This is a genomic window from Xanthomonas sp. NCPPB 3218, from assembly GCF_056725185.1.
Window position 1 is genome coordinate 4,793,420 of the sequence record NZ_CM161516.1, and the last position, 17,917, is coordinate 4,811,336.

Below are 17,917 nucleotides of genomic sequence, written 5' to 3' on the forward strand. Positions count from 1 at the left end.
CCAGCGCGGGGATTGCGGGTCGCGGCTTGCGGAGTGAATGCGCGCGACCGGACAGGCCGGCCGCTTCAGCCTGCCTTGCGCACCACCACCAGATGCCGCTCGCCGTCCAGGCCCGGCACCTGCAGCGGATGCACCTCGCCCACCGTCCAGCCAGCGGGCAGTGCGGCGATCTCGTCGTGCGGGTAGACGCCCTTCATCGCCAGCAGGCTGCCGCCCGGGCGCAGCAGGTGGCCGCCGACGTCAATGATGCCGGCCAGCGTGTCCAGCGCCCGCGCGGTGAGATGGTCGTAGGCGGCCGGCTCGTCCAGCGCCTCGGCGCGCGACTCGGCCACGCGTGCGTTGCCCAGCGCCAGCTGGCGCAGCGCCTCGCGCATGAAGCGGGCCTTCTTGCCGTTGCTTTCCACCAGGGTCACCTGCAGCTGCGGGCGGGTGATCGCCAGCGGGATGCCGGGCAGGCCGGGGCCGGTGCCCAGATCGGCCAGGGTGCCGCTGGCGATGTAGGGCTGCATGGCCAGCGAATCGAGTAGATGGCGGGTGACCATCTCGCGCGGGTCGCGCACGGCGGTGAGGTTGTAGGTCTTGTTCCAACGCACCAGCAGCGTCAGATAGCGCAACAACGGCGCGGCAAAGGCCGCATCCAGGGATTGGGCCTGCAGGCCGTTGGCCAGCGCAGCGGCTACATCGGGGGAAAGTGCGGCATCGTTCATGCCGCGATTATCGCAGCTGGCTGGCGCGTGCGTGCCGCGCAGGCCGGCGATGCGTGGCGCGTGAGCGCGTGGGCCGCAAGCCGACGTAAGTGAACTTGCCCAGCACAACGTCCAGGCCTGCGATGCCGCAAGACCCGCCACCCACGACAGCGGCCGCTGCACCGGCGTATGGGCATCGCTGTGGGCAGGTCACCCGCCGCGGTGGCACACCCGTATCCATGTCCACCATCCGCAGTCGATGACGCAGGTAAGCCTGCGCCGACAGCGACACCACTGCCGCTGCCATTGAACGGACATGCGCCCGTCGCACTATGGTCGCGTTCGCCAGATCGCCTGTATGCCCATGTCTTTGATCGACCCGTCTTCCGCATCGCCCCTGCCTGGCCCCGGCAACACAGCTGCCGCCGTGGATCACAGCCGGCGCCGTCTTCTCGTCGCCGGTGCCGGGCTGGCGGCCGCCGGGCTGCTCAGCCCGTTCGCACGTGCCAGCGGCAGCCCGGACCCGTTTACCCTGGGCGTGGCCGCGGGCGACCCGCTGGCCGACGGCTTTGTCATCTGGACCCGGCTGGCGCCACGCCCGCTGGAGCCGGATGGACGCGGCGGGCTGACCGCCCCGGTGCAGGTGCGCTGGCAGGTGGCCAGCGACCCGGGCATGCGCCACATCGTGCGCCAGGGCCAGACCGTCGCCAGCCCGGCCTGGGGCCATGCGGTGCATGTGGAGGTCGCCGGCCTGGCCGCCGATCGCCCGTACTGGTACTGCTTCCAGGCGCTGGGCGCGCGTAGCGCCATCGGCAGCGCACGCACCTTGCCGGCGCCGCACCAGTTGCCGGATGCCGCACGGCTGGGCTTTGTGTCCTGCTCGCACTGGGAGCTGGGCTATTTCAGCGCCTACCGCCACCTGGCCGCCGAACAGCCGGACCTGGTGTTCTTCCTCGGCGATTACATCTACGAATACAGCAACCACGGCGAGGCGGCGACCAAGATCGTGCGCCCGCATGGCAGCGGCGAGTGCCTGGATCTGGCTGGCTACCGCAACCGCTATGCGCTATACCGCACCGACCCCGACCTGCAGGCGCTGCACGCCGGCAGCGTCTGCGTGGCGACCTGGGACGACCACGAGGTGCAGAACGATTACGCCAACCGCTGGTCGCAGGACCCGTCGATTGCAGTCGACACCTTCCTGGCCCGGCGCGCGGCCGCCTACCGTGCCTTCTACGAACACTTCCCGCTGCGCGCACGCAGTCGCCCACATGGCGCCGACATGCGCATCTACCGCTCGCTGGACTACGGCCAGCTGGCGCGCTTCTACGTGCTCGATGGGCGCCAATACCGCAGCGAACAACCTTGCCCGCAGGCCAACGGCTGGCGCGGCGGGCATGTGGTGGACGACAGTTGCCACGAACGCACCGACCCACGCCGCAGCATGCTCGGCTGGGAACAGGAGCGCTGGCTGCATGGCGCCTTCGCACACTCGGCCGCGCGCTGGAACGTGATTGCGCAGGATCTGCTGGTGGCACCGATGCAGCAGCACGGCCGCGACGGCGTGTTCGGACACTGGACCGACGGCTGGGACGGCTACCCGGCCACGCGCACGCGCATGCTCGACGCCATCGCCAAGACCCGGCTGCGCAACCCGGTGTTCTGGGGCGGCGACATCCACTCGTACTGGGTCACCGATCTGAAGGCCGATCCGGCCAACCCCGACTCGCCGACGCTGGCCACCGAATTCGTCGGCACCTCGGTCACCTCCGACGGCCAGAGCAACGCCGAGCTGCAACAGACCATGGCGCTCAATCCGCACGTGCACTACGCCGAAGGCGAAACCCGCGGCTATGTCTCGGTGACGCTGACACCGGGCCGGATGGAAACGCGCCTGCAAGGCATCTCAGACCGCCGCGACCGCCAGGCCACGGTCTCGACGTTGAAGCGCTTTGTGGTCGAGGACGGCAAGGCGGGTGCGGTGGAGGCGTGAGCCTGCGCTGCGCTGCCGCGGGTGGTGGCGACCTCCTGCCTCACCATCCACCACAACTTGCCTTTGCCGATCTCTACGACCGTGGCAGCACGCGTGAACCGCCCTGCCACTGCCTTGCCGCGCAGAGCTTGCGGTGCGTGCTGCGCAACGCGGTGACTGCATCCATCCCCACGGGCCGGGCGCGTCGTGCAGCGCAATGGACACGCGCCGGTAAGACGGCGGCGCTATATCTGGGCGCCGCTGCCAGACGTTCGAGGATGCCATGACCGCCTCCGATCCCGCCCGCCGCCGCGTATTGCAAGGGCTGGGTGCCGGCCTGTTGTTGCCGGCCACTGCCGGTTGGTCCGCGCGCAGTCTGGCTGCGCCGTCCGGGCGGCCGCTGATCACCGATGGGGTGCAGAGCGGCGATGTCGTGGATGGCCGGGCGTTGCTGTGGAGCCGCTGCGATCGGCCGGCGCGGCTGCGGGTGGAATGGGATACGCGCCCGAGCCTGCGTCAGGCGCGTCGCGTGGATGGGCCGGTGGCTTCGCCAGCGCACGATTTCACTGCGCGGGTGGATCTGGGCGCATTGCCGCGCGATCAGGACATCTTCTACCGGGTGCGCTTCGAAGATGCCGACAACGGCGTCTTGAGCGCACCGGTGCACGGCCATCTGCGCAGTGCGCCGCAGGCGCGTGGCAATGTGCGCTTTGTCTGGAGTGGCGACACCGTCGGCCAGGGCTTCGGCATCAATCCGGACATCGGCGGCATGCGCATCTACAGCGCGATGCGCGAGCGCAACCCGGATTTCTTCCTGCACAGCGGCGACACCATCTATGCCGACGGCCCGATCCCGGCCGAGCTGATCGTGGAAGAAGGCAAGCGCTGGCGCAACCTCACTACTGCGGCCAAGAGCAAGGTGGCCGAAACGCTGGACGAATTCCGCGGCAACTACCGCTACAACCTGCTCGATGAGCATGTGCGCCGCTTCAATGCCGAGGTGGCGCAGGTCTGGCAGTGGGACGACCACGAAACCACCAACAACTGGTCGCCCGGCAAGCAGCTGGACGAGCGCTATCAGGTGCGCGATATTGGGGTGCTGGCCGGTCGTGCACGTCAGGCATTTCTGGAATACGCACCGATGCGCGGCGTGCATGCCGATGGCAACGGGCGCATCTACCGCAAGATCAGTTATGGCCCGCTGCTGGATGTGTTCGTGCTGGACATGCGCAGCTATCGCGGCGCCAATAGCGACAACCTGCAGCCGCAACCGGGCGCGGACGCGGCCTTTCTGGGCCCGCAGCAACTGGCCTGGCTGCAGCGCGAACTGGCCGGCTCGCGCGCGCAATGGAAGGTGATTGCCGCCGACATGCCGATCGGCCTGCAGGTGCCCGATGGGCAGGACGCCGCAGGCCGCGCGCGATGGGAGGCGATCGCCAACGGCGACCCGGGTGTGCCGCGCGGGCGTGAACAGGAGATCGCCACGCTGCTGCGTTTCATCAGCACAGCGCGCATTCGCAACACGCTGTGGCTGACCGCCGATGTGCATTATTGCGCGGCGCATTACTACCACCCGGATCGGGCGGCGTTTCAGCAATTCGAGCCGTTCTGGGAGTTCGTGGCCGGCCCGCTCAATGCCGGCAGCTTCGGCCCGAATGCACTCGATGCCACCTTTGGCCCGACGGTGATCTTCCAGAAAGCACCGCCGGCACCCAACCTGTCGCCGCTGGCCGGATTTCAGTTCTTTGGCGAAGTGGAAATCGATGCACGCACCGGCGTGCTGACGGTGACCTTGCGCAATCTGGATGGGGTGGCGCAGTTCCGTCAGCCGATTTTGCCGCACGCTGCGACGCGGCCGGAACATGCCTGAGACGTCGGTCGGACCAGCAACGCAAGCATCCATGTCCGGCACGCGCTGCATCACGGTCCAGGACGCAACGCACACCTGCGCTGCAGCCACGCAGTGAAGCGATCGCCGCGCCTATTCGGCCGGCAACGGGTAGAACGCCAGCGCAGCGCGGCAATCCGGTGCGGCCCACCATTCGTGCAACTGCCATTGCGTGGCCTGGCCGAGCGCGGGGTCGCACCACTGCAACTGCAATGCGCCGTCGGGTGCCACTGCGTAGGCAAGCCGATGCAGGCCAAACGACAGGCCATGCCCGTACGCCTTGAGCAGCGCTTCCTTGGCGCACCACAGGCGGAAAAACAGCGCCTGTTGCGCGTCCGGCTGCAGGCCAGCCAGCAATGCGATTTCGTCGGCATGGAAGAATCGCTGCGCAATTTCCAGAAGACGTGGGCGCGCGCGGATGCGCTCCAGATCCACGCCCAGCCGCACGCCCTGCCCCAGGCCGACCAGCAGATAATCGCCGCTATGGCTCCAGCCGGTGTCCCGGTCGGGCAAGGCCGGCTGCAACGACGGCCGCCCGCGCTCGTCGCGCCGCAGCGGCACCTGGGCCGGTTCCAGCGCCAAAGCCTGGCCCAGCAACTCGCGCGCCTGCGGTTCGCCACGCTCGCCATGCCGGTGCGGACGCAGCCACAGCTGCACCGGGCCGATATGCCAGCTTGCGTGCGCTGTCACGCTGCGTGCACCAAGCACAACAGCCGCATGCGCGTGCGACCACGCTCGACAGTCACTTCACACCGGTCTGCGTTGAATGGCGCCCATGCACTACTTCCGGTGCAATCGCATGAGGAGTTCGGCAACATGGGCATCATCATCTGGTTGATCGTCGGCGGCATCGTGGGTTGGCTGGCCAGCATCATCATGCGTCGCGATGCGCAGCAGGGCATCATTCTCAATATCGTGGTCGGCATCGTCGGCGCGCTGATCGCCGGGTTCCTGTTCGGTGGCGGTATCAATCAGGCGATCACGCTGTGGACCTTCGTGTGGTCGCTGGTGGGTGCGGTGATCCTGCTGGCAATCGTCAATCTGTTCACCCGTGGACGCGTGCGCTAAGCACGCATCCACTGATGGAACATTCAACGCCCGGGCTTGCCCGGGCGTTGTCGTTTCAGCCATCGACCGGAGCGCGATCCAACGGATGGTGTACCCCATCTTCCACCGGCACGGCGATGTTCAACGCATAGGGATTGACGCCTTCCAGGCAGCCGACGTTGTAGCCGTACTCGTTGGGATTGGAGCGCCGCCGGTGATGCGTGTAGATGCCGCACACACCGCAGAAGTAATGCGCCGCCACGTGCGTGTTGAACTGATACAGCCGCAGCACATCCTCGCCCTGCCGCACGTGCAGGCCGTCCAGCGTCACCGAGGCGACGATGGCGCCCCGGCGGCGGCACATCGAGCAGTCGCAACGACGTGGATCGAGCAGGCCGTGCGGCAGATCCAGATCGATCTGCACCGCGCCGCAGTGGCAACTCAGCCGATGCACCGGGCTGATCGTGACCTCGCCAACCTTGTATGTGCTACGCCGCAGATGCCGCTCGCTCATGCGCCCGCCTCGGCCAGGCGCACCCAGGCCGGTGCGTGGTCGCTGGGGCGTTCCCAGGTGCGCGGTTCGCGATCGATGCCCGCGTCCACCGCGCGTGCGCGCAAGGCCTCCGAGACGAGGGTCAGATCGATGCGCAGGCCCAGATTGCGGCGGAATCCGGCCTGGCGGTAATCCCACCAGCTGAACTGCTCGGCTTGCTCATGATGCAGCCGGAACGCATCGTGCAGGCCCAGCGCCAGCAGTTGTTCCAGCGCGGCGCGCTCGGCGCTGGAGGTGAGGATGTGGTGCTCGTTCCACACTGCCGGATCGTGCACATCGCGCGCATCCGGAGCGATGTTGAAGTCGCCCAGGACCACCAGCTGCGGATACTTGTGCAGCTCCTGCGCCAGCCAGTCGTGCACCGCGGCCAGCCAGCGCAGCTTGTAGGCGTACTTGTCGGTGCCCACGTCCTGGCCGTTGACCACATACAGGTTGACGATGCGCACGCCATCGACGGTGGCGGCGATCACGCGCTGCTGCACGTCGTCGAAACCGGGGATGCCCATCTGCACGTCCAGCGCCGGCGAGCGCGACAGGATCGCCACGCCGTTGTAGGTCTTTTGCCCGCAGAACACGCTGCGATAGCCGGCAGCGGCCAGCGCCGCATCCGGAAACTTGTGGTCTTCCAGCTTGGTTTCCTGGATGCCGACCACGTCGGGTGCGAACGTGCCCAGCCACTGTTGCAGGTGCGGCAGGCGCACATTGAGCGAGTTGACGTTCCAGGAGGCAATCTTCATGGCGTAGCGCGGACCGTGGTTCAAACCACCAATGGTACCGCGCCGCCGGAGCGTGCTCAGGGCCGCGGGGCGATGCGCACGCCGAACTGGTTGGCGACCGGGCGTTCCCGCTCGGAATGCCGGTGTGGATGAGACGATTGAGCGCGCGCAGGCGCACCGTCCACGCGCCAGGTCAGGGTGCTGGAGCCGCAGTCGGCGACCAGCATCCATCGCTACTTGCGCGCGATCCAGGCCAGCGCGCTGCGCGGTTGGGCGCCTCGCCGTAGTCGGCGCGGCTGGCCTCGCGTGGCTGGCGCTTGCCGTCGGCCATCTGCAGCTCGGCGGTGCAGGTCGAGCAGGGGGGCAGCAGGCCGCGGCCGGGAACACGGACAGGTGCGCAGGCGTGTGGCGGGATGACCGCTGATGACAGAGGCCGGCAATTCAATAACTTACTGTAAATTAATTATTTCGACCGGACCGGGTAAGCTGGCCCTCCCCCGCGCCACCGCTCGCCATGCCGTCCACTGCCGCTGTCGCATTGCCGCCGCATGCGCCGAATTTCCCCGGGTTGAGCCGCAACGAGCGCGACATGCTCGACCACCTGCGCCTGGCCGGCGTGCTCACCCGCGCCGACCTCAGCCGCGGCACTGGGCTGACCGTGCAGACTGCGGTGCGCCTGATCGAAGGCCTGCAAGCGCGCGGCATGGTCCACATGGGCAGCGGCGTGGCACGTGCCGGCCGCGGCAAGCCGGGGGTGGCGGTGTCGTTGAACCCGGCGCACGGCCACACCTTGGGCGTCTCCATCGCCACCGACGCGCTGAGCCTGGCGCTGGTGGATTTCGCCGGCCAGGTACTGGCGGTCAGCGAGCTGCCGCTGGACGCGCGCAGTGCCGACGCGGTGTTGCTGCAGCTGCAGGCCGGCGACGCAGCGCTGCTGGCAGGCCTGGACCACGCGGTGGGGCCGCGGCTGGGGATCGGGTTGGCGATGAGCGGGTTCTTTACCGGCGAGGACGGGCGCATCAATCCGCCCGAGCCGCTGCGTGCGCTTGGCGAGTTCGCCCTGGCGCCGTGGCTGGCGCAGGCCTGCGCGCAGCCGGTGTGGATGGACAACGACGGCAGCGTGGCCGCCGCCGGCGAAGCGATGCTGGGCGTGGGCCGTCGACATCGCGACTTTGCCTACCTCTATCTCAGCTACGGGTTCGGCGGCGGCCTGGTCATCGAAGGCCAGGTCATGCGCGGTGCGCGCGGCAATGCCGGTGAATTCGCTGGCATGCTGCCGGCACAGAAGCTCGAACGCGCCACGCTGGAACTGCTGCGCGAACTGCTGGCCGACGACGGCGTGGCATTTGCCGACGTGCGCAGCCTGCTGGCCGCCTACGACCCGACCTGGCCGGCGATCGCGCGCTGGATCGCACGCAGCGCGCCGGGGGTGTCGTTGATCGTCTCGGCAATCACCGCGGTGTGCGACCCGGAAGCGATCGTGTTCGGCGGCCGCCTGCCGGCCGATCTGGCCCGACGCCTGATCGCCGCCGTGCAGATCGACAACCTGCCGCGTCGCGGTCAGGGCAGGCCGATGCCGCTACTGCTACCGGCCGAGGCACCGGCCGACGCCTGCGCGATCGGTGCGGCGACGCTGCCGTTGAAGGCGCGCTACTTCCGTTGACTGAAGGTGCCCCGCCCCTGTCGCGGGTGCTGACAGTCTGCGTTGCCGTTGGATGGGCGCTGGTTCGTGCGTCGCAGAACCGGCGTCAATCTGCGGTGGCAGCGCGCCCACGGCAGCAATAGCCGAACAACTCAACCGCCAGCTCACGTGCCTGTTGCTGCTGTTGCTGGGTGAGCGACTCCAGCAATTCGTCTTCTGCCTGCAACGGTGCCGATGGATCCAGCGCGTGGTCCGGCGGTTGGCGCGACGCCAGCCGCCACGCCGCCGCATACACAGGGTCGGGCGCATGCAACAGCGGCGATTCCACCACCTGCGCCAAGGTGTCGATGGCATCGCGATGGCCCGCCAATGCCAGCGCTTCCAACTCGGCCACAATCGCGGCCACCTCCTGTTCGTCGCTCGCCGACAGCTGCGCAGGCATGCCGGCAGGTACGCCGGCCACCGCACGTTGCAGCAACTCGGCCGCACGCTGCGCAAGTAGATAGCGTTGCGCATCGGTATCGCCGTGCGCAGCGGCCGTGCGTAGCAGCGCCTCGATCTGCAGCTGCGTGCCGGCGACGCAGCGACGGCCCTCCAATGGCGGCACATGTGCACCGCCGTGCGCGATCTGCGCGGCTCGCTCCTCACCCTGTTGACGACAGGCCAGCTGTTGCATGGCGCTGTCGAACAGGCCCTGACCGACGCGCGCCGGCAGCTGCGTCGATGCAACGCCGGCATGCACCGCAGGGTGCGCAGCGACGCTGCTCTGCGGGTGCAACGCAGCAGGCGTGCGCAGGCTCCACATTCCGGCGGCCGACATCGCTACGGCCACGCACATCGCGCCCGCCACCGGCCAGCGCGACCGCCTCCGATGCCATGGCCGCGCGCCAACGTTCAGCGCAGGCGTTGGCATCAACGCAGCGCCGCTTCCAGTGCGGCGCGATCGAACTGCAGCGGGTTGTCCTGGCGCAGACGTTCCAGCGCAGCGGTGGCGGCCTGGTCGCGCAATTGCACTTCGATCTGTCCGCGCGCTGTCTCCAGCGTGGCGGGTATGCGCGCATCCACACGAATCAGGTGATATCCCTCCGGCCCGCGGACGGGGGCCGAAACCTGCCCCACGCCCAGCCCCTGCACGGGCGCAGCAAAGACATCGGCCACGTTGCGCAGGAAGATCGATGACAGCTGGCCGCCCTCGGCCGCAGTGCTAGCATCGTCGGATTCGCGCATTGCCAGTTCTTCGAAGGGCGTGCCGGCATCCAGCTGCTGCTTGAGCCGCTGTGCGCGTGCGAGCGCCTGCGCATCGGTCAACGGTGTGCCGCGCCGGGCATCGCCTTGGGGCTGCAGCGCCACGAATAGATGGCTGAGGCGAACCTCGTCGTAATCGTGCGGATGCGCATCGAACTGGGCCTGCACCTGCGTGGCGTCGATAGACGCGGCATCGCGTGCGCGCCGCTGCATTGCCTCGGCAAGAATGGCATCGGTGGCCTGACGGATGTGCGCGGCCACCACCGGGTCGTCTTGCAGATGCGCCTGGCGGGCCTGGTCCACCAGCAGCAGCCGGTCGGCAAATTCGCGTACGAAACTCGGGTCGGCCGCAACGGCCGGATTGGCGTTCTGCGGCAGGTCGGCCAGGGCCAGCGCGCGATATTCCGGCGCACTGAAGGTCTGGTGTCCAATCTGCAGCACCTTTCCGGAAGCCGGGCCAGTGTGCAGGTGTGCATCGGGTGTGGCGGCCTGCGCCAGCGGTGTGGAGCAGGCAAGGCTCAACCAAAGCAGCCTGAAACAATGTGGTGTGGAAAACATGGGCAATCTCCGTCATGGCATGAACCGGCGGCGGCAGTGCCGCCGCCGGGACCGCCGGCCCGCACGGGCCGGCAACAGCTGCTGAGAGCGGCTAACGAAACGTAGCGAGCAGTCGTCAGGTGGGCGTGGGCGACGCGCAGGGACCGGCGTGTACGAGTGGTACATGAGGACTCCGAGCACCGGCCGCGCCCGCCTGGCGGCTGCGCAGTAGTTTCGTCAGTTGCTCTTAGTCGTGCTTGCCGCGCGCACGCAGGTAGGCGATGGCCGCTTTCGGGTCGTCGCTGGTGATCAGGCCAAAGGCCTCGTCGCGTACGATGAAATCCAGATTGCCGCGATTGTCGGCCGTGTCGCGGCCACCGCCGTAGGAGAAATACAGATCCGACAGCGCGTAGCAGCAGGCGCCGCTGTTTTGATAGAACTTGCCAGCAGACGGGCCATCCGGAATCGCCTGGAAGACGCCCACGCGATACCCACGCTCGCGAATGAAATCGGCATCGCTCTGCAGCAGGCCGCCGAGTTGCTTGACGTTGATCTCCATCGTCTGGTGACCGTTGTTCATCCATGCCGAAATCGTCTGGCGCACATTGATCTTGCCCAGCATGTTGGTGGTAAACACCGGTATGCCGACCATGCCGCTGCCATCTGCACGATAGGCATCGCGACTGGTGTACAGCGTTGCATTGACCTTGGCGGCCACATAGCTGCCCGATGCCGCGCCGAACTGGCTTTCGGCGGCCTTGCGCACTGCGCGTACCGTGGCCGCATCCTTGATGTCGAACACCATCGGCGTACGCAGGTTGTGCTGCTTGTAATAGGCAAACAGCTCATCTACACGCGGTACGTGATAGCCGGTGGTGGTACGACGATCAGGCGTCAGCAGGAACAACTGGCTGACCTGCGACCACGGGGTGACCAGAATCGACGGGTTGACGCCCTGGTTGGTGATCGGGTCGTACTTCACTCCGGGATGTTGCTGCCACACGGTGGTGGTGCGGCCCAGGTTGTAGTCGTGCAGCAATACCGGCACGCCATCGCTGGTGAGCTTGACGTCCAGCTCCACGCCATCCATGCACTGGTCGTTGGCGATCTGCAGCGAGCCGCGCGAGTTTTCCGGCATGTCGGCGATGCCGGCGTATTTGCCCCATAAGCCACGGTGCGCCAGCACAACGGTATTGGAGGAGTTGAACAGGATGCGTTGCATCTTGATATCGGAGCTGTCGTTGCAGGCGGCCATCGCCAGCTGCGGCAGTGCAGCCAGCAGGGCCAAGGCGCCGAACAGGCGGCAGGCGCGGGCCAGCGGATGTGGAGCGAGGAGGATAGGCATGGTCTCGGTGTCCCGGTTCGTAGGTACAGGAAGGGCAAGAGGTGGACGAGAGCCGACGGGTCGACGCAATCGGCGGACTCGCTTGCAGCGCACTCGCCAACCGGTCGATACCGGGGGAGAGGCCAAGCCGGGCGTGATCAGCGTTCGGCTTGCGGCCAATTTAGTCACCCTAGATGACTTAATTTCTTCGCTGGTGTTGCGGTTGTTCGCGATCGCGCAGGCATTGCGTGCAAAACGAAGCGGGCGATGCGATCGCATCGATGCCACGCAAGGACGCAGCGCTGTCGTGCATGCGCGCGCAGCGCGTCGCACGCCCGCGCACCGAGGTCTGATGGGGCGTTGCGCCCGGGCCGTCACGACACTGGATCGCTGTCGGCACCCGCGCGGTGCGCGCGCTCGACCGATATCCCCCCGCCCTTCGCGTCAGAAGACGATCGTAGGGGCGTGGCAACACAGACGCTGCCCGCTGCCAGCCTTGGCCAAAACGCAAAACGCCGGCACAAGGCCGGCGTTCTGCGACTGCGCAGTGACTGTACGTCAGTGACCCGACGCACCGCTGGCACCCAGGCCGGTTTCGGCACGGATCTGCTGCGCCTTGAACGCTGCACGTTCGTTGGCGGCCTGCGGGCTGTGATCCAGGATCGAGAACAGCCAGATGCCGACAAAGCCAATGGTCATCGAGAACAGCGCCGGCGAGGTGTACGGGAACGGCGCCGAACCGGCTGCATTACCCAGCGTGTCCACCCACACCGACGGCGACAGGATGGTGAGCACCAGCGACGAGACCAGGCCCAGGAAACCGCCGACCACCGCACCGCGGGTGGTGCAGTTCTTCCACAACAACGACAGGATCAGCACCGGGAAGTTGGCCGAGGCTGCGATGGCGAACGCCAGCGACACCATGAAGGCCACGTTCTGCTTCTCGAACACGATGCCCAGCAGAACCGCGATCACGCCCAGCACCAGGGTGGTGGCACGCGAGACCTTCAGCTCCGAACCCGGCGCCGGATTGCCCTTCTTGATCACCGTGGCGTACAGGTCATGCGACACCGCCGAGGCGCCGGACAGGGTCAGGCCTGCGACCACCGCCAGGATGGTGGCGAAGGCCACCGCCGAGATGAAGCCCATGAACACGTTACCGCCGACCGCATTGCCGACCAGCACTGCCGCCATGTTGGCCGCGCCCTTGCCGCCGTGGATGGTGCCGGTGGCGACATCGGCGAACTGCGGGTTGGTCAGCACCAGCGCGATCGCACCAAAGCCGATGATGAAGATCAGGATGTAGAAGTAGCCGATCCAGGTGGTGGCCCACAGCACCGACTTGCGCGCCTGCTTGGCATCGGGAACGGTGAAGAAGCGCATCAGGATGTGCGGCAGGCCGGCGGTGCCGAACATCAGCGCCATGCCGAACGAGATCGCCGAGATCGGGTCCTTCACGAAGCCGCCAGGGCCCATGATCGACAGGCCGGCCTTGGCCGCGTCCTCCGGCGATGCGCCGCCATTGGCCGCGATCGCGGTCTTCACCCGCACGCCCTCGGCAAACAGCGCCTCGAAGCTGAAGTTGAAGTGCCACATGATCGCCACCGCCATGAAGGTCACGCCGGTCAGCAGCAGCACCGCCTTGATGATCTGCACCCACGTCGTGGCGGTCATGCCGCCGAACAGCACGTAGACCATCATCAGCACGCCGACCAGGGTCACCGCCACCCAGTAGTCCAGGCCGAACAGCAGCTTGATCAAGGCACCGGCGCCGACCATCTGTGCAATCAGATAGAACAGCACCACCACCAGCGTGCCCGACGCGGCAAAGCTGCGGATGGCGGTCGGCGCGAAGCGGTAGCCGGCCACGTCGGCGAAGGTGTACTTGCCGAGGTTGCGCAGCCGTTCGGCCATCAGGAAGGTCAGGATCGGCCAGCCGACCAGAAAGCCGATCGCATAGATCAGGCCGTCGTAACCATTGGCCATCACCGCCGCGGTGATGCCCAGGAACGAGGCCGCCGACATGAAGTCGCCGGCGATCGCCAGGCCGTTCTGGAAGCCGGTGATGCCACCGCCGGCGGTGTAGAAGTCCGAGGCCGACTTGGTCTTGGCCGCCGCCCACTTGGTGATCCACAAGGTGCCCAGCACGAAGAAGCCGAACATGCCGATCGCCACCCAGTTGGTGGGCTGCTTGTCGACCTGGCCCATGTCGCCGCCAGCGGCCAGCGCGATGCCGGCTGGCATCAGCCCGGCCAGGATCAGGAGAAGGCGCGAATACTTGCTCATTTGCGTGCGTCCTCGAGGATCTGCGCGGTCAGCTGGTCGTAGGTGTTGTTGGCGCGGCGCACGTAGATGGCGGTGATGACGATGGTGAACACCATCACCCCGATCGCGATCGGGATGCCGATCGAGGTCACGCCGGCACCGATCGGCTTGGCGAGGAATTCCTTGTCGAAGGCGATCAGGCCGATGTAGCCGTAATAGGCCAGCAACATCAGCACGGTGAGGGTCCAGCCCAGCGCGTTGCGCTGGCGCTTGAGTGCGTGGTACTTCGGATTGGCATCGATCTTGGCGATCAGTGCGTCATTCGAGACGGTCATTGTCTGTCTCCTGGTAGAGCGCGGGTAAAACGACGGTGGCCTTGCCCGTCCCACCGCAGTGGAACGAGCCGCCGGTGGCGGAAACTAGAAGCTGTACTTGGTGGTGAATTGCAGGCGCGAAATGTCGCCGCTGTCGCCGTTCTCGGCTTCGCGACGGCCATACATCAGCTCCGCGCCCACATCGACCTTGGGCAGCGGCGAATAGAACACGTTGGCGCGGATGCTCTGCTGCGATTTGCTCGCAAGCGCGCCGGTATTGGCGATGTCGTGGTCGTAGTTCACCCGCGAATACATGATCGTGCTGCGCAGCTTGGCGTTGTAATCGTGGCGCCAGGCCACCCAGCCGGCGATCGTGCTGACGGTCTGGATATTGCCGTCCATGTCGATCTCCACATCCGACCCGTTGCCCAGGCCCAGATAGCGCCCCAGGCCCTCGCCGTAGCTGAGCTGGTAGCGCAGATCGTTGTTGGAATTGATGATCCAGCGGCCGCCGCCGGCAATCGCGCCACCGAAGTCGGTGTCGTTGGTCAGCGCGCTGCGCGTGCGGTACTGGCGCGCGATCGCCGACAGGCCGAACGTGCCCCAGGTGCCCTTCCAGTTGTAGCGCGCGGTCAGGTCCGGCATCGCGCCATGGTCGGAGGCCAGGATGGTGTTGCCGCCCTGGTAGGGCGTGGTCAGCGTCTCGGGGTTTTCCGCCGACACGCTGAAGGCGCCACGGGTGTAGCGGATCTGGGTCTGACGGCTGAACAGCGCGCCGTCGGTCGGCCCGACGATGTCGGCGGCCTCGGGCAGGATCGTGGAATCGATGAAGTTGGACCAGGTCTGGCCGGCCAGCCAGTTGTTCCAGCTCACGTAGGCGTGGCGCAGGGTGCCGCCGTACAGGTTGTTGACCTGGTTGGCCAGCGCGTTGCCGAAGAAATCCAGCTCGATGAAGCCGGTGATCTTGTCGCCGTTTTCGGTGACGGTGTCCACGCCAAGGTTGAAGCGCGAGAACTTGGCATGGAAGTCGGTATCGGTGCTCGAGGCCTGGCCACCGACCGGCGTCTGGGTCGGGATATACAGGTAACGGCCCACCGCGCCTTCGGGCAATGCGCCGTCGGAGGTGCGGGTGGTCATGAAGTCGGCCTTGATGAAACCACCGTAACGGAACGTTGTCCCCGCCGCTGCGTTCGGTGTGATGCTGGTCAGCTGGATCGGCCGCTTGCCGGCCGGCACCGCAGGCGCGGCCGGTGCCTGTGCCTGCGCGGCGCGCACCTCGGTCACCTGGGTCTGCGTCTGCGTAATCTGGCCCTGCTGTTGTTGCTGCGCCGACACCAGCAGCTGGACCTGACGCTCGAGCTCGGCAATGCGTGCTTCCAGCGCCTTTTCCTTGGCGGTCTGCGCGAACGCCACGCCCGGCAGGATGCTCGCCACGAACAAGGCAGCCGCCAGCGGATGGCGCACCAACGGTGCAGTACGGTGTGTCATGGACCCCTCTCCCCGATAAGGCCTCGCGCTTGATGGCGATGCTGTGCGGAGCGTGAGGCAGTCCGCGCTTTGGAGCCTATTCGCCTTTGGTCGTAGCTGCAACGCAGCATTCCGCAAGGTGACCGATCGTCGCACCAGGGCCGGCAACCGATTGCCGATCGCGCGCTGCGGCGGTTAAGACCAAGGTCTAAGGCGCGGTTGAACGCCGGGACAGAATGGATGCGGCACACTGATTGCCTACCGAGGGCAGCCGCAACGTCCTCTTCCGACAAGTTCATCGCAAGTGAGGGTGCCATGGCTGATGTTTATCCCGTCGATCCCGCGTTCGCCGCCGATGCGCGCATTACGCGCGAGCAGTACGCAACGCTGTACCGCGAATCGATCGAACACCCCGAGCAATTCTGGGGCAAGGCCGCGCAGCGGCTGGAATGGTTCAAGCAACCCACCGAGGTGAAGGACGTCAGCTACGCGCTGGACGATTTCCATATCCGCTGGTTCGGTGATGGCGAGCTCAATGCCAGCGTCAACTGCCTGGACCGCCAGCTGGCCACGCGCGGCGACAAGACCGCGCTGTTGTTCGAACCCGACAGCCCGGATGCGCAGTCCTACCCGGTCACCTATCGCGAGCTGTACGAGCGCGTCTGCAAGCTCGGCAATGCGCTGCGCAATCTCGGCGTCAAGAAGGGCGACCGCGTCACCATCTATCTGCCGATGATCGTCGATGCCGCCGTGGCCATGCTCGCCTGCGCGCGCATCGGTGCGGTGCACTCGGTGGTGTTCGGCGGGTTTGCCGCCAACTCGATCGCCGACCGCGTGGTCGATTGCCAGAGCAAGCTGATCATCACCGCCGACGAAGGCCTGCGCGGCGGCAAGAAGATTCCGCTCAAGGCCAATGTCGATGCGGCGCTGAAACTGCCCGGCACCAACACCGTGGAAACGGTACTGGTGGTGCGCCACACCGGTGGTGCGGTGGAGATGCAGGCACCGCGCGATCGCTGGTTCCACGATGTGGTCGACGGCCAGCCGGCCGAGTGCGAACCCGAGCGCATGAACGCGGAAGATCCGTTGTTCATCCTCTACACCTCCGGTTCCACCGGCAAGCCCAAGGGCGTGCTGCACACCACCGCCGGCTATCTGCTGTTTGCCAGCTACACGCATGAAGTGGTGTTCGACCTGCGCGAGGACGACATCTACTGGTGCACCGCCGACGTGGGCTGGGTCACCGGCCACAGCTACATCGTCTATGGCCCGCTCGCCAACGGCGCCACCGCAGTGATGTTCGAAGGCGTGCCGAACTACCCGAACGTGTCGCGCTTCTGGGAAGTGATCGACAAGCACAAGGTCAGCATCTTCTACACCGCGCCCACCGCGATCCGCGCGCTGATGCGCGATGGCGAGGAGCCGGTCAAGAAGACCTCGCGCAAGAGCCTGCGCCTGCTCGGCAGCGTCGGCGAGCCGATCAATCCGGAAGCCTGGCGCTGGTACTACGAGGTGGTCGGCGACAGCCGCTGCCCGATCGTGGACACCTGGTGGCAGACCGAAACCGGCGGCATCCTGATCTCGCCGCTGGCCGGCGCGGTCGATCTCAAGCCGGGCTCGGCCACCCTGCCGTTCTTCGGCGTGCAGCCGGCACTGGTGGATGCCGAAGGCAAGATCCTGGAAGGCGCCACCGAAGGCAACCTGGTGCTGCTGGATTCGTGGCCGGGGCAGATGCGCTCGGTCTATGGTGACCATCAGCGCTTCATCGACACCTACTTCCGCACCTATCCGGGCAGCTACTTCACCGGCGACGGCTGCCGCCGTGATGCCGATGGCTATTACTGGATCACCGGCCGCGTGGACGATGTGATCAACGTGTCCGGCCACCGCATCGGCACCGCCGAAGTGGAAAGCGCGCTGGTCTCGCACCCGAAGGTCGCCGAAGCGGCCGTGGTCGGCTTCCCGCACGACGTCAAGGGCCAGGGCATCTATGCCTATGTCACCCTGATCGCCGGCGAAACCCCGAGCGAGGAACTGCACAAGGAACTGGTGAGCTGGGTGCGCAAGGAGATTGGCCCAATCGCCTCACCCGATCACCTGCAATGGGCACCGGGCCTGCCCAAGACCCGCTCGGGCAAGATCATGCGCCGCATCCTGCGCAAGATCGCCGAAAACGCACCCGATCAACTCGGCGACACCTCGACCCTGGCTGATCCGTCGGTGGTGGATTCGTTGGTGAGCGAGCGGTTGGCGCGCTGAGG

15 protein-coding genes and 1 other RNA gene are annotated in these 17,917 nt (G+C 66.7%); 5 read left to right on the top strand and 11 right to left on the bottom strand.

Going from position 1 to position 17,917, the window contains the following annotated elements; translation table 11 throughout:
- Positions 1–65: 65 nt before the first annotated feature.
- Positions 66–707, bottom strand: a complete 642-nt coding sequence (gene rsmG, locus AC1PLS_RS20165; protein WP_126966215.1) for a 16S rRNA (guanine(527)-N(7))-methyltransferase RsmG — start codon at positions 705–707, stop codon at positions 66–68.
- Between the two features lie 343 nt (positions 708–1,050).
- Between rsmG and AC1PLS_RS20170 the strand changes: the two genes are divergently transcribed.
- Positions 1,051–2,679, top strand: coding sequence for an alkaline phosphatase D family protein (locus tag AC1PLS_RS20170; protein WP_184435027.1), 1,629 nt, complete (start codon positions 1,051–1,053; stop codon positions 2,677–2,679).
- 262 nt (positions 2,680–2,941) lie between these two features.
- Complete coding sequence (locus AC1PLS_RS20175) at positions 2,942–4,528, top strand: alkaline phosphatase D family protein (protein WP_184434964.1); 1,587 nt, start codon at positions 2,942–2,944, stop codon at positions 4,526–4,528.
- Between the two features lie 111 nt (positions 4,529–4,639).
- Here the strand turns inward: AC1PLS_RS20175 and AC1PLS_RS20180 are convergent, their stop codons facing one another.
- Complete coding sequence (locus tag AC1PLS_RS20180; RefSeq protein ID WP_184434967.1) at positions 4,640–5,236, bottom strand: 4'-phosphopantetheinyl transferase superfamily protein; 597 nt, start codon at positions 5,234–5,236, stop codon at positions 4,640–4,642.
- A gap of 126 nt (positions 5,237–5,362) precedes the next feature.
- On the opposite strand from AC1PLS_RS20180, the gene AC1PLS_RS20185 reads away from it, so the two are divergent.
- The gene (locus tag AC1PLS_RS20185; protein ID WP_016901812.1) at positions 5,363–5,614 is read left to right on the top strand and encodes a GlsB/YeaQ/YmgE family stress response membrane protein; all 252 of its coding nucleotides are present in this window, start codon (positions 5,363–5,365) and stop codon (positions 5,612–5,614) included.
- Positions 5,615–5,669: 55 nt separating this feature from the next.
- Here AC1PLS_RS20185 and AC1PLS_RS20190 read toward each other — a convergent pair whose 3' ends face one another.
- Together AC1PLS_RS20190 and xth are read right to left on the bottom strand one after the other, a co-directional pair.
- Complete coding sequence (locus AC1PLS_RS20190) at positions 5,670–6,107, bottom strand: GFA family protein (protein WP_184434970.1); 438 nt, start codon at positions 6,105–6,107, stop codon at positions 5,670–5,672.
- Positions 6,104–6,883, bottom strand: coding sequence for an exodeoxyribonuclease III (xth, locus tag AC1PLS_RS20195; RefSeq protein ID WP_039513469.1), 780 nt, complete (start codon positions 6,881–6,883; stop codon positions 6,104–6,106). Before xth ends, AC1PLS_RS20190 begins: the two co-directional genes overlap by 4 nt.
- Before the next feature lie 493 nt (positions 6,884–7,376).
- Here xth and AC1PLS_RS20200 point away from each other — a divergent pair, with 493 nt between their 5' ends.
- Positions 7,377–8,525, top strand: a complete 1,149-nt coding sequence (locus tag AC1PLS_RS20200; RefSeq protein ID WP_184434973.1) for an ROK family transcriptional regulator — start codon at positions 7,377–7,379, stop codon at positions 8,523–8,525.
- An 85-nt stretch (positions 8,526–8,610) separates the two neighbouring features.
- Here AC1PLS_RS20200 and AC1PLS_RS20205 read toward each other — a convergent pair whose 3' ends face one another.
- The 7 genes from AC1PLS_RS20205 to AC1PLS_RS20235 form a co-directional block, all read right to left on the bottom strand.
- Positions 8,611–9,324 (bottom strand): hypothetical protein, encoded by a 714-nt coding sequence (locus AC1PLS_RS20205; RefSeq protein WP_481104001.1) that lies wholly within the window; start codon positions 9,322–9,324, stop codon positions 8,611–8,613.
- A gap of 92 nt (positions 9,325–9,416) precedes the next feature.
- On the bottom strand, positions 9,417–10,307 hold the full coding sequence (locus AC1PLS_RS20210) for a peptidylprolyl isomerase (protein WP_081280687.1): 891 nt from the start codon (positions 10,305–10,307) through the stop codon (positions 9,417–9,419).
- A gap of 89 nt (positions 10,308–10,396) precedes the next feature.
- A non-coding RNA gene (locus AC1PLS_RS20215) (sX9 sRNA) lies at positions 10,397–10,472 on the bottom strand.
- Between the two features lie 61 nt (positions 10,473–10,533).
- Positions 10,534–11,541, bottom strand: a complete 1,008-nt coding sequence (locus AC1PLS_RS20220; protein WP_024937571.1) for a glycerophosphodiester phosphodiesterase family protein — start codon at positions 11,539–11,541, stop codon at positions 10,534–10,536.
- A gap of 627 nt (positions 11,542–12,168) precedes the next feature.
- Positions 12,169–13,896, bottom strand: coding sequence for a cation acetate symporter (locus AC1PLS_RS20225; RefSeq protein ID WP_065033399.1), 1,728 nt, complete (start codon positions 13,894–13,896; stop codon positions 12,169–12,171).
- Entirely contained in the window at positions 13,893–14,210 is a 318-nt protein-coding gene (locus tag AC1PLS_RS20230; protein WP_024937573.1) for a DUF485 domain-containing protein, read from the bottom strand. Before AC1PLS_RS20230 ends, AC1PLS_RS20225 begins: the two co-directional genes overlap by 4 nt.
- 84 nt (positions 14,211–14,294) lie before the next feature.
- Positions 14,295–15,677, bottom strand: coding sequence for a DcaP family trimeric outer membrane transporter (locus tag AC1PLS_RS20235; protein WP_039521213.1), 1,383 nt, complete (start codon positions 15,675–15,677; stop codon positions 14,295–14,297).
- Between the two features lie 294 nt (positions 15,678–15,971).
- Between AC1PLS_RS20235 and acs the strand changes: the two genes are divergently transcribed.
- Complete coding sequence (gene acs, locus AC1PLS_RS20240) at positions 15,972–17,915, top strand: acetate--CoA ligase (RefSeq protein WP_065033398.1); 1,944 nt, start codon at positions 15,972–15,974, stop codon at positions 17,913–17,915.
- Positions 17,916–17,917: the final 2 nt, after the last annotated feature.

Bases quoted from the DNA above. Each gene is read 5' to 3' on its own strand.
- AC1PLS_RS20200 (WP_184434973.1), top strand. From the start codon at position 7,377: ATGCCGTCCACTGCCGCTGTCGCATTGCCGCCGCATGCGCCGAATTTC.
- AC1PLS_RS20175 (WP_184434964.1), top strand. From the start codon at position 2,942: ATGACCGCCTCCGATCCCGCCCGCCGCCGCGTATTGCAAGGGCTGGGT.
- AC1PLS_RS20170 (WP_184435027.1), top strand. From the start codon at position 1,051: ATGTCTTTGATCGACCCGTCTTCCGCATCGCCCCTGCCTGGCCCCGGC.
- rsmG (WP_126966215.1), bottom strand. From the start codon at position 707: ATGAACGATGCCGCACTTTCCCCCGATGTAGCCGCTGCGCTGGCCAAC.
- AC1PLS_RS20210 (WP_081280687.1), bottom strand. From the start codon at position 10,307: ATGTTTTCCACACCACATTGTTTCAGGCTGCTTTGGTTGAGCCTTGCC.
- AC1PLS_RS20235 (WP_039521213.1), bottom strand. From the start codon at position 15,677: ATGACACACCGTACTGCACCGTTGGTGCGCCATCCGCTGGCGGCTGCC.
- AC1PLS_RS20190 (WP_184434970.1), bottom strand. From the start codon at position 6,107: ATGAGCGAGCGGCATCTGCGGCGTAGCACATACAAGGTTGGCGAGGTC.
- AC1PLS_RS20230 (WP_024937573.1), bottom strand. From the start codon at position 14,210: ATGACCGTCTCGAATGACGCACTGATCGCCAAGATCGATGCCAATCCG.
- AC1PLS_RS20220 (WP_024937571.1), bottom strand. From the start codon at position 11,541: ATGGCCGCCTGCAACGACAGCTCCGATATCAAGATGCAACGCATCCTG.
- xth (WP_039513469.1), bottom strand. From the start codon at position 6,883: ATGAAGATTGCCTCCTGGAACGTCAACTCGCTCAATGTGCGCCTGCCG.
- AC1PLS_RS20185 (WP_016901812.1), top strand. From the start codon at position 5,363: ATGGGCATCATCATCTGGTTGATCGTCGGCGGCATCGTGGGTTGGCTG.
- acs (WP_065033398.1), top strand. From the start codon at position 15,972: ATGGCTGATGTTTATCCCGTCGATCCCGCGTTCGCCGCCGATGCGCGC.
- AC1PLS_RS20225 (WP_065033399.1), bottom strand. From the start codon at position 13,896: ATGAGCAAGTATTCGCGCCTTCTCCTGATCCTGGCCGGGCTGATGCCA.
- AC1PLS_RS20205 (WP_481104001.1), bottom strand. From the start codon at position 9,324: ATGTCGGCCGCCGGAATGTGGAGCCTGCGCACGCCTGCTGCGTTGCAC.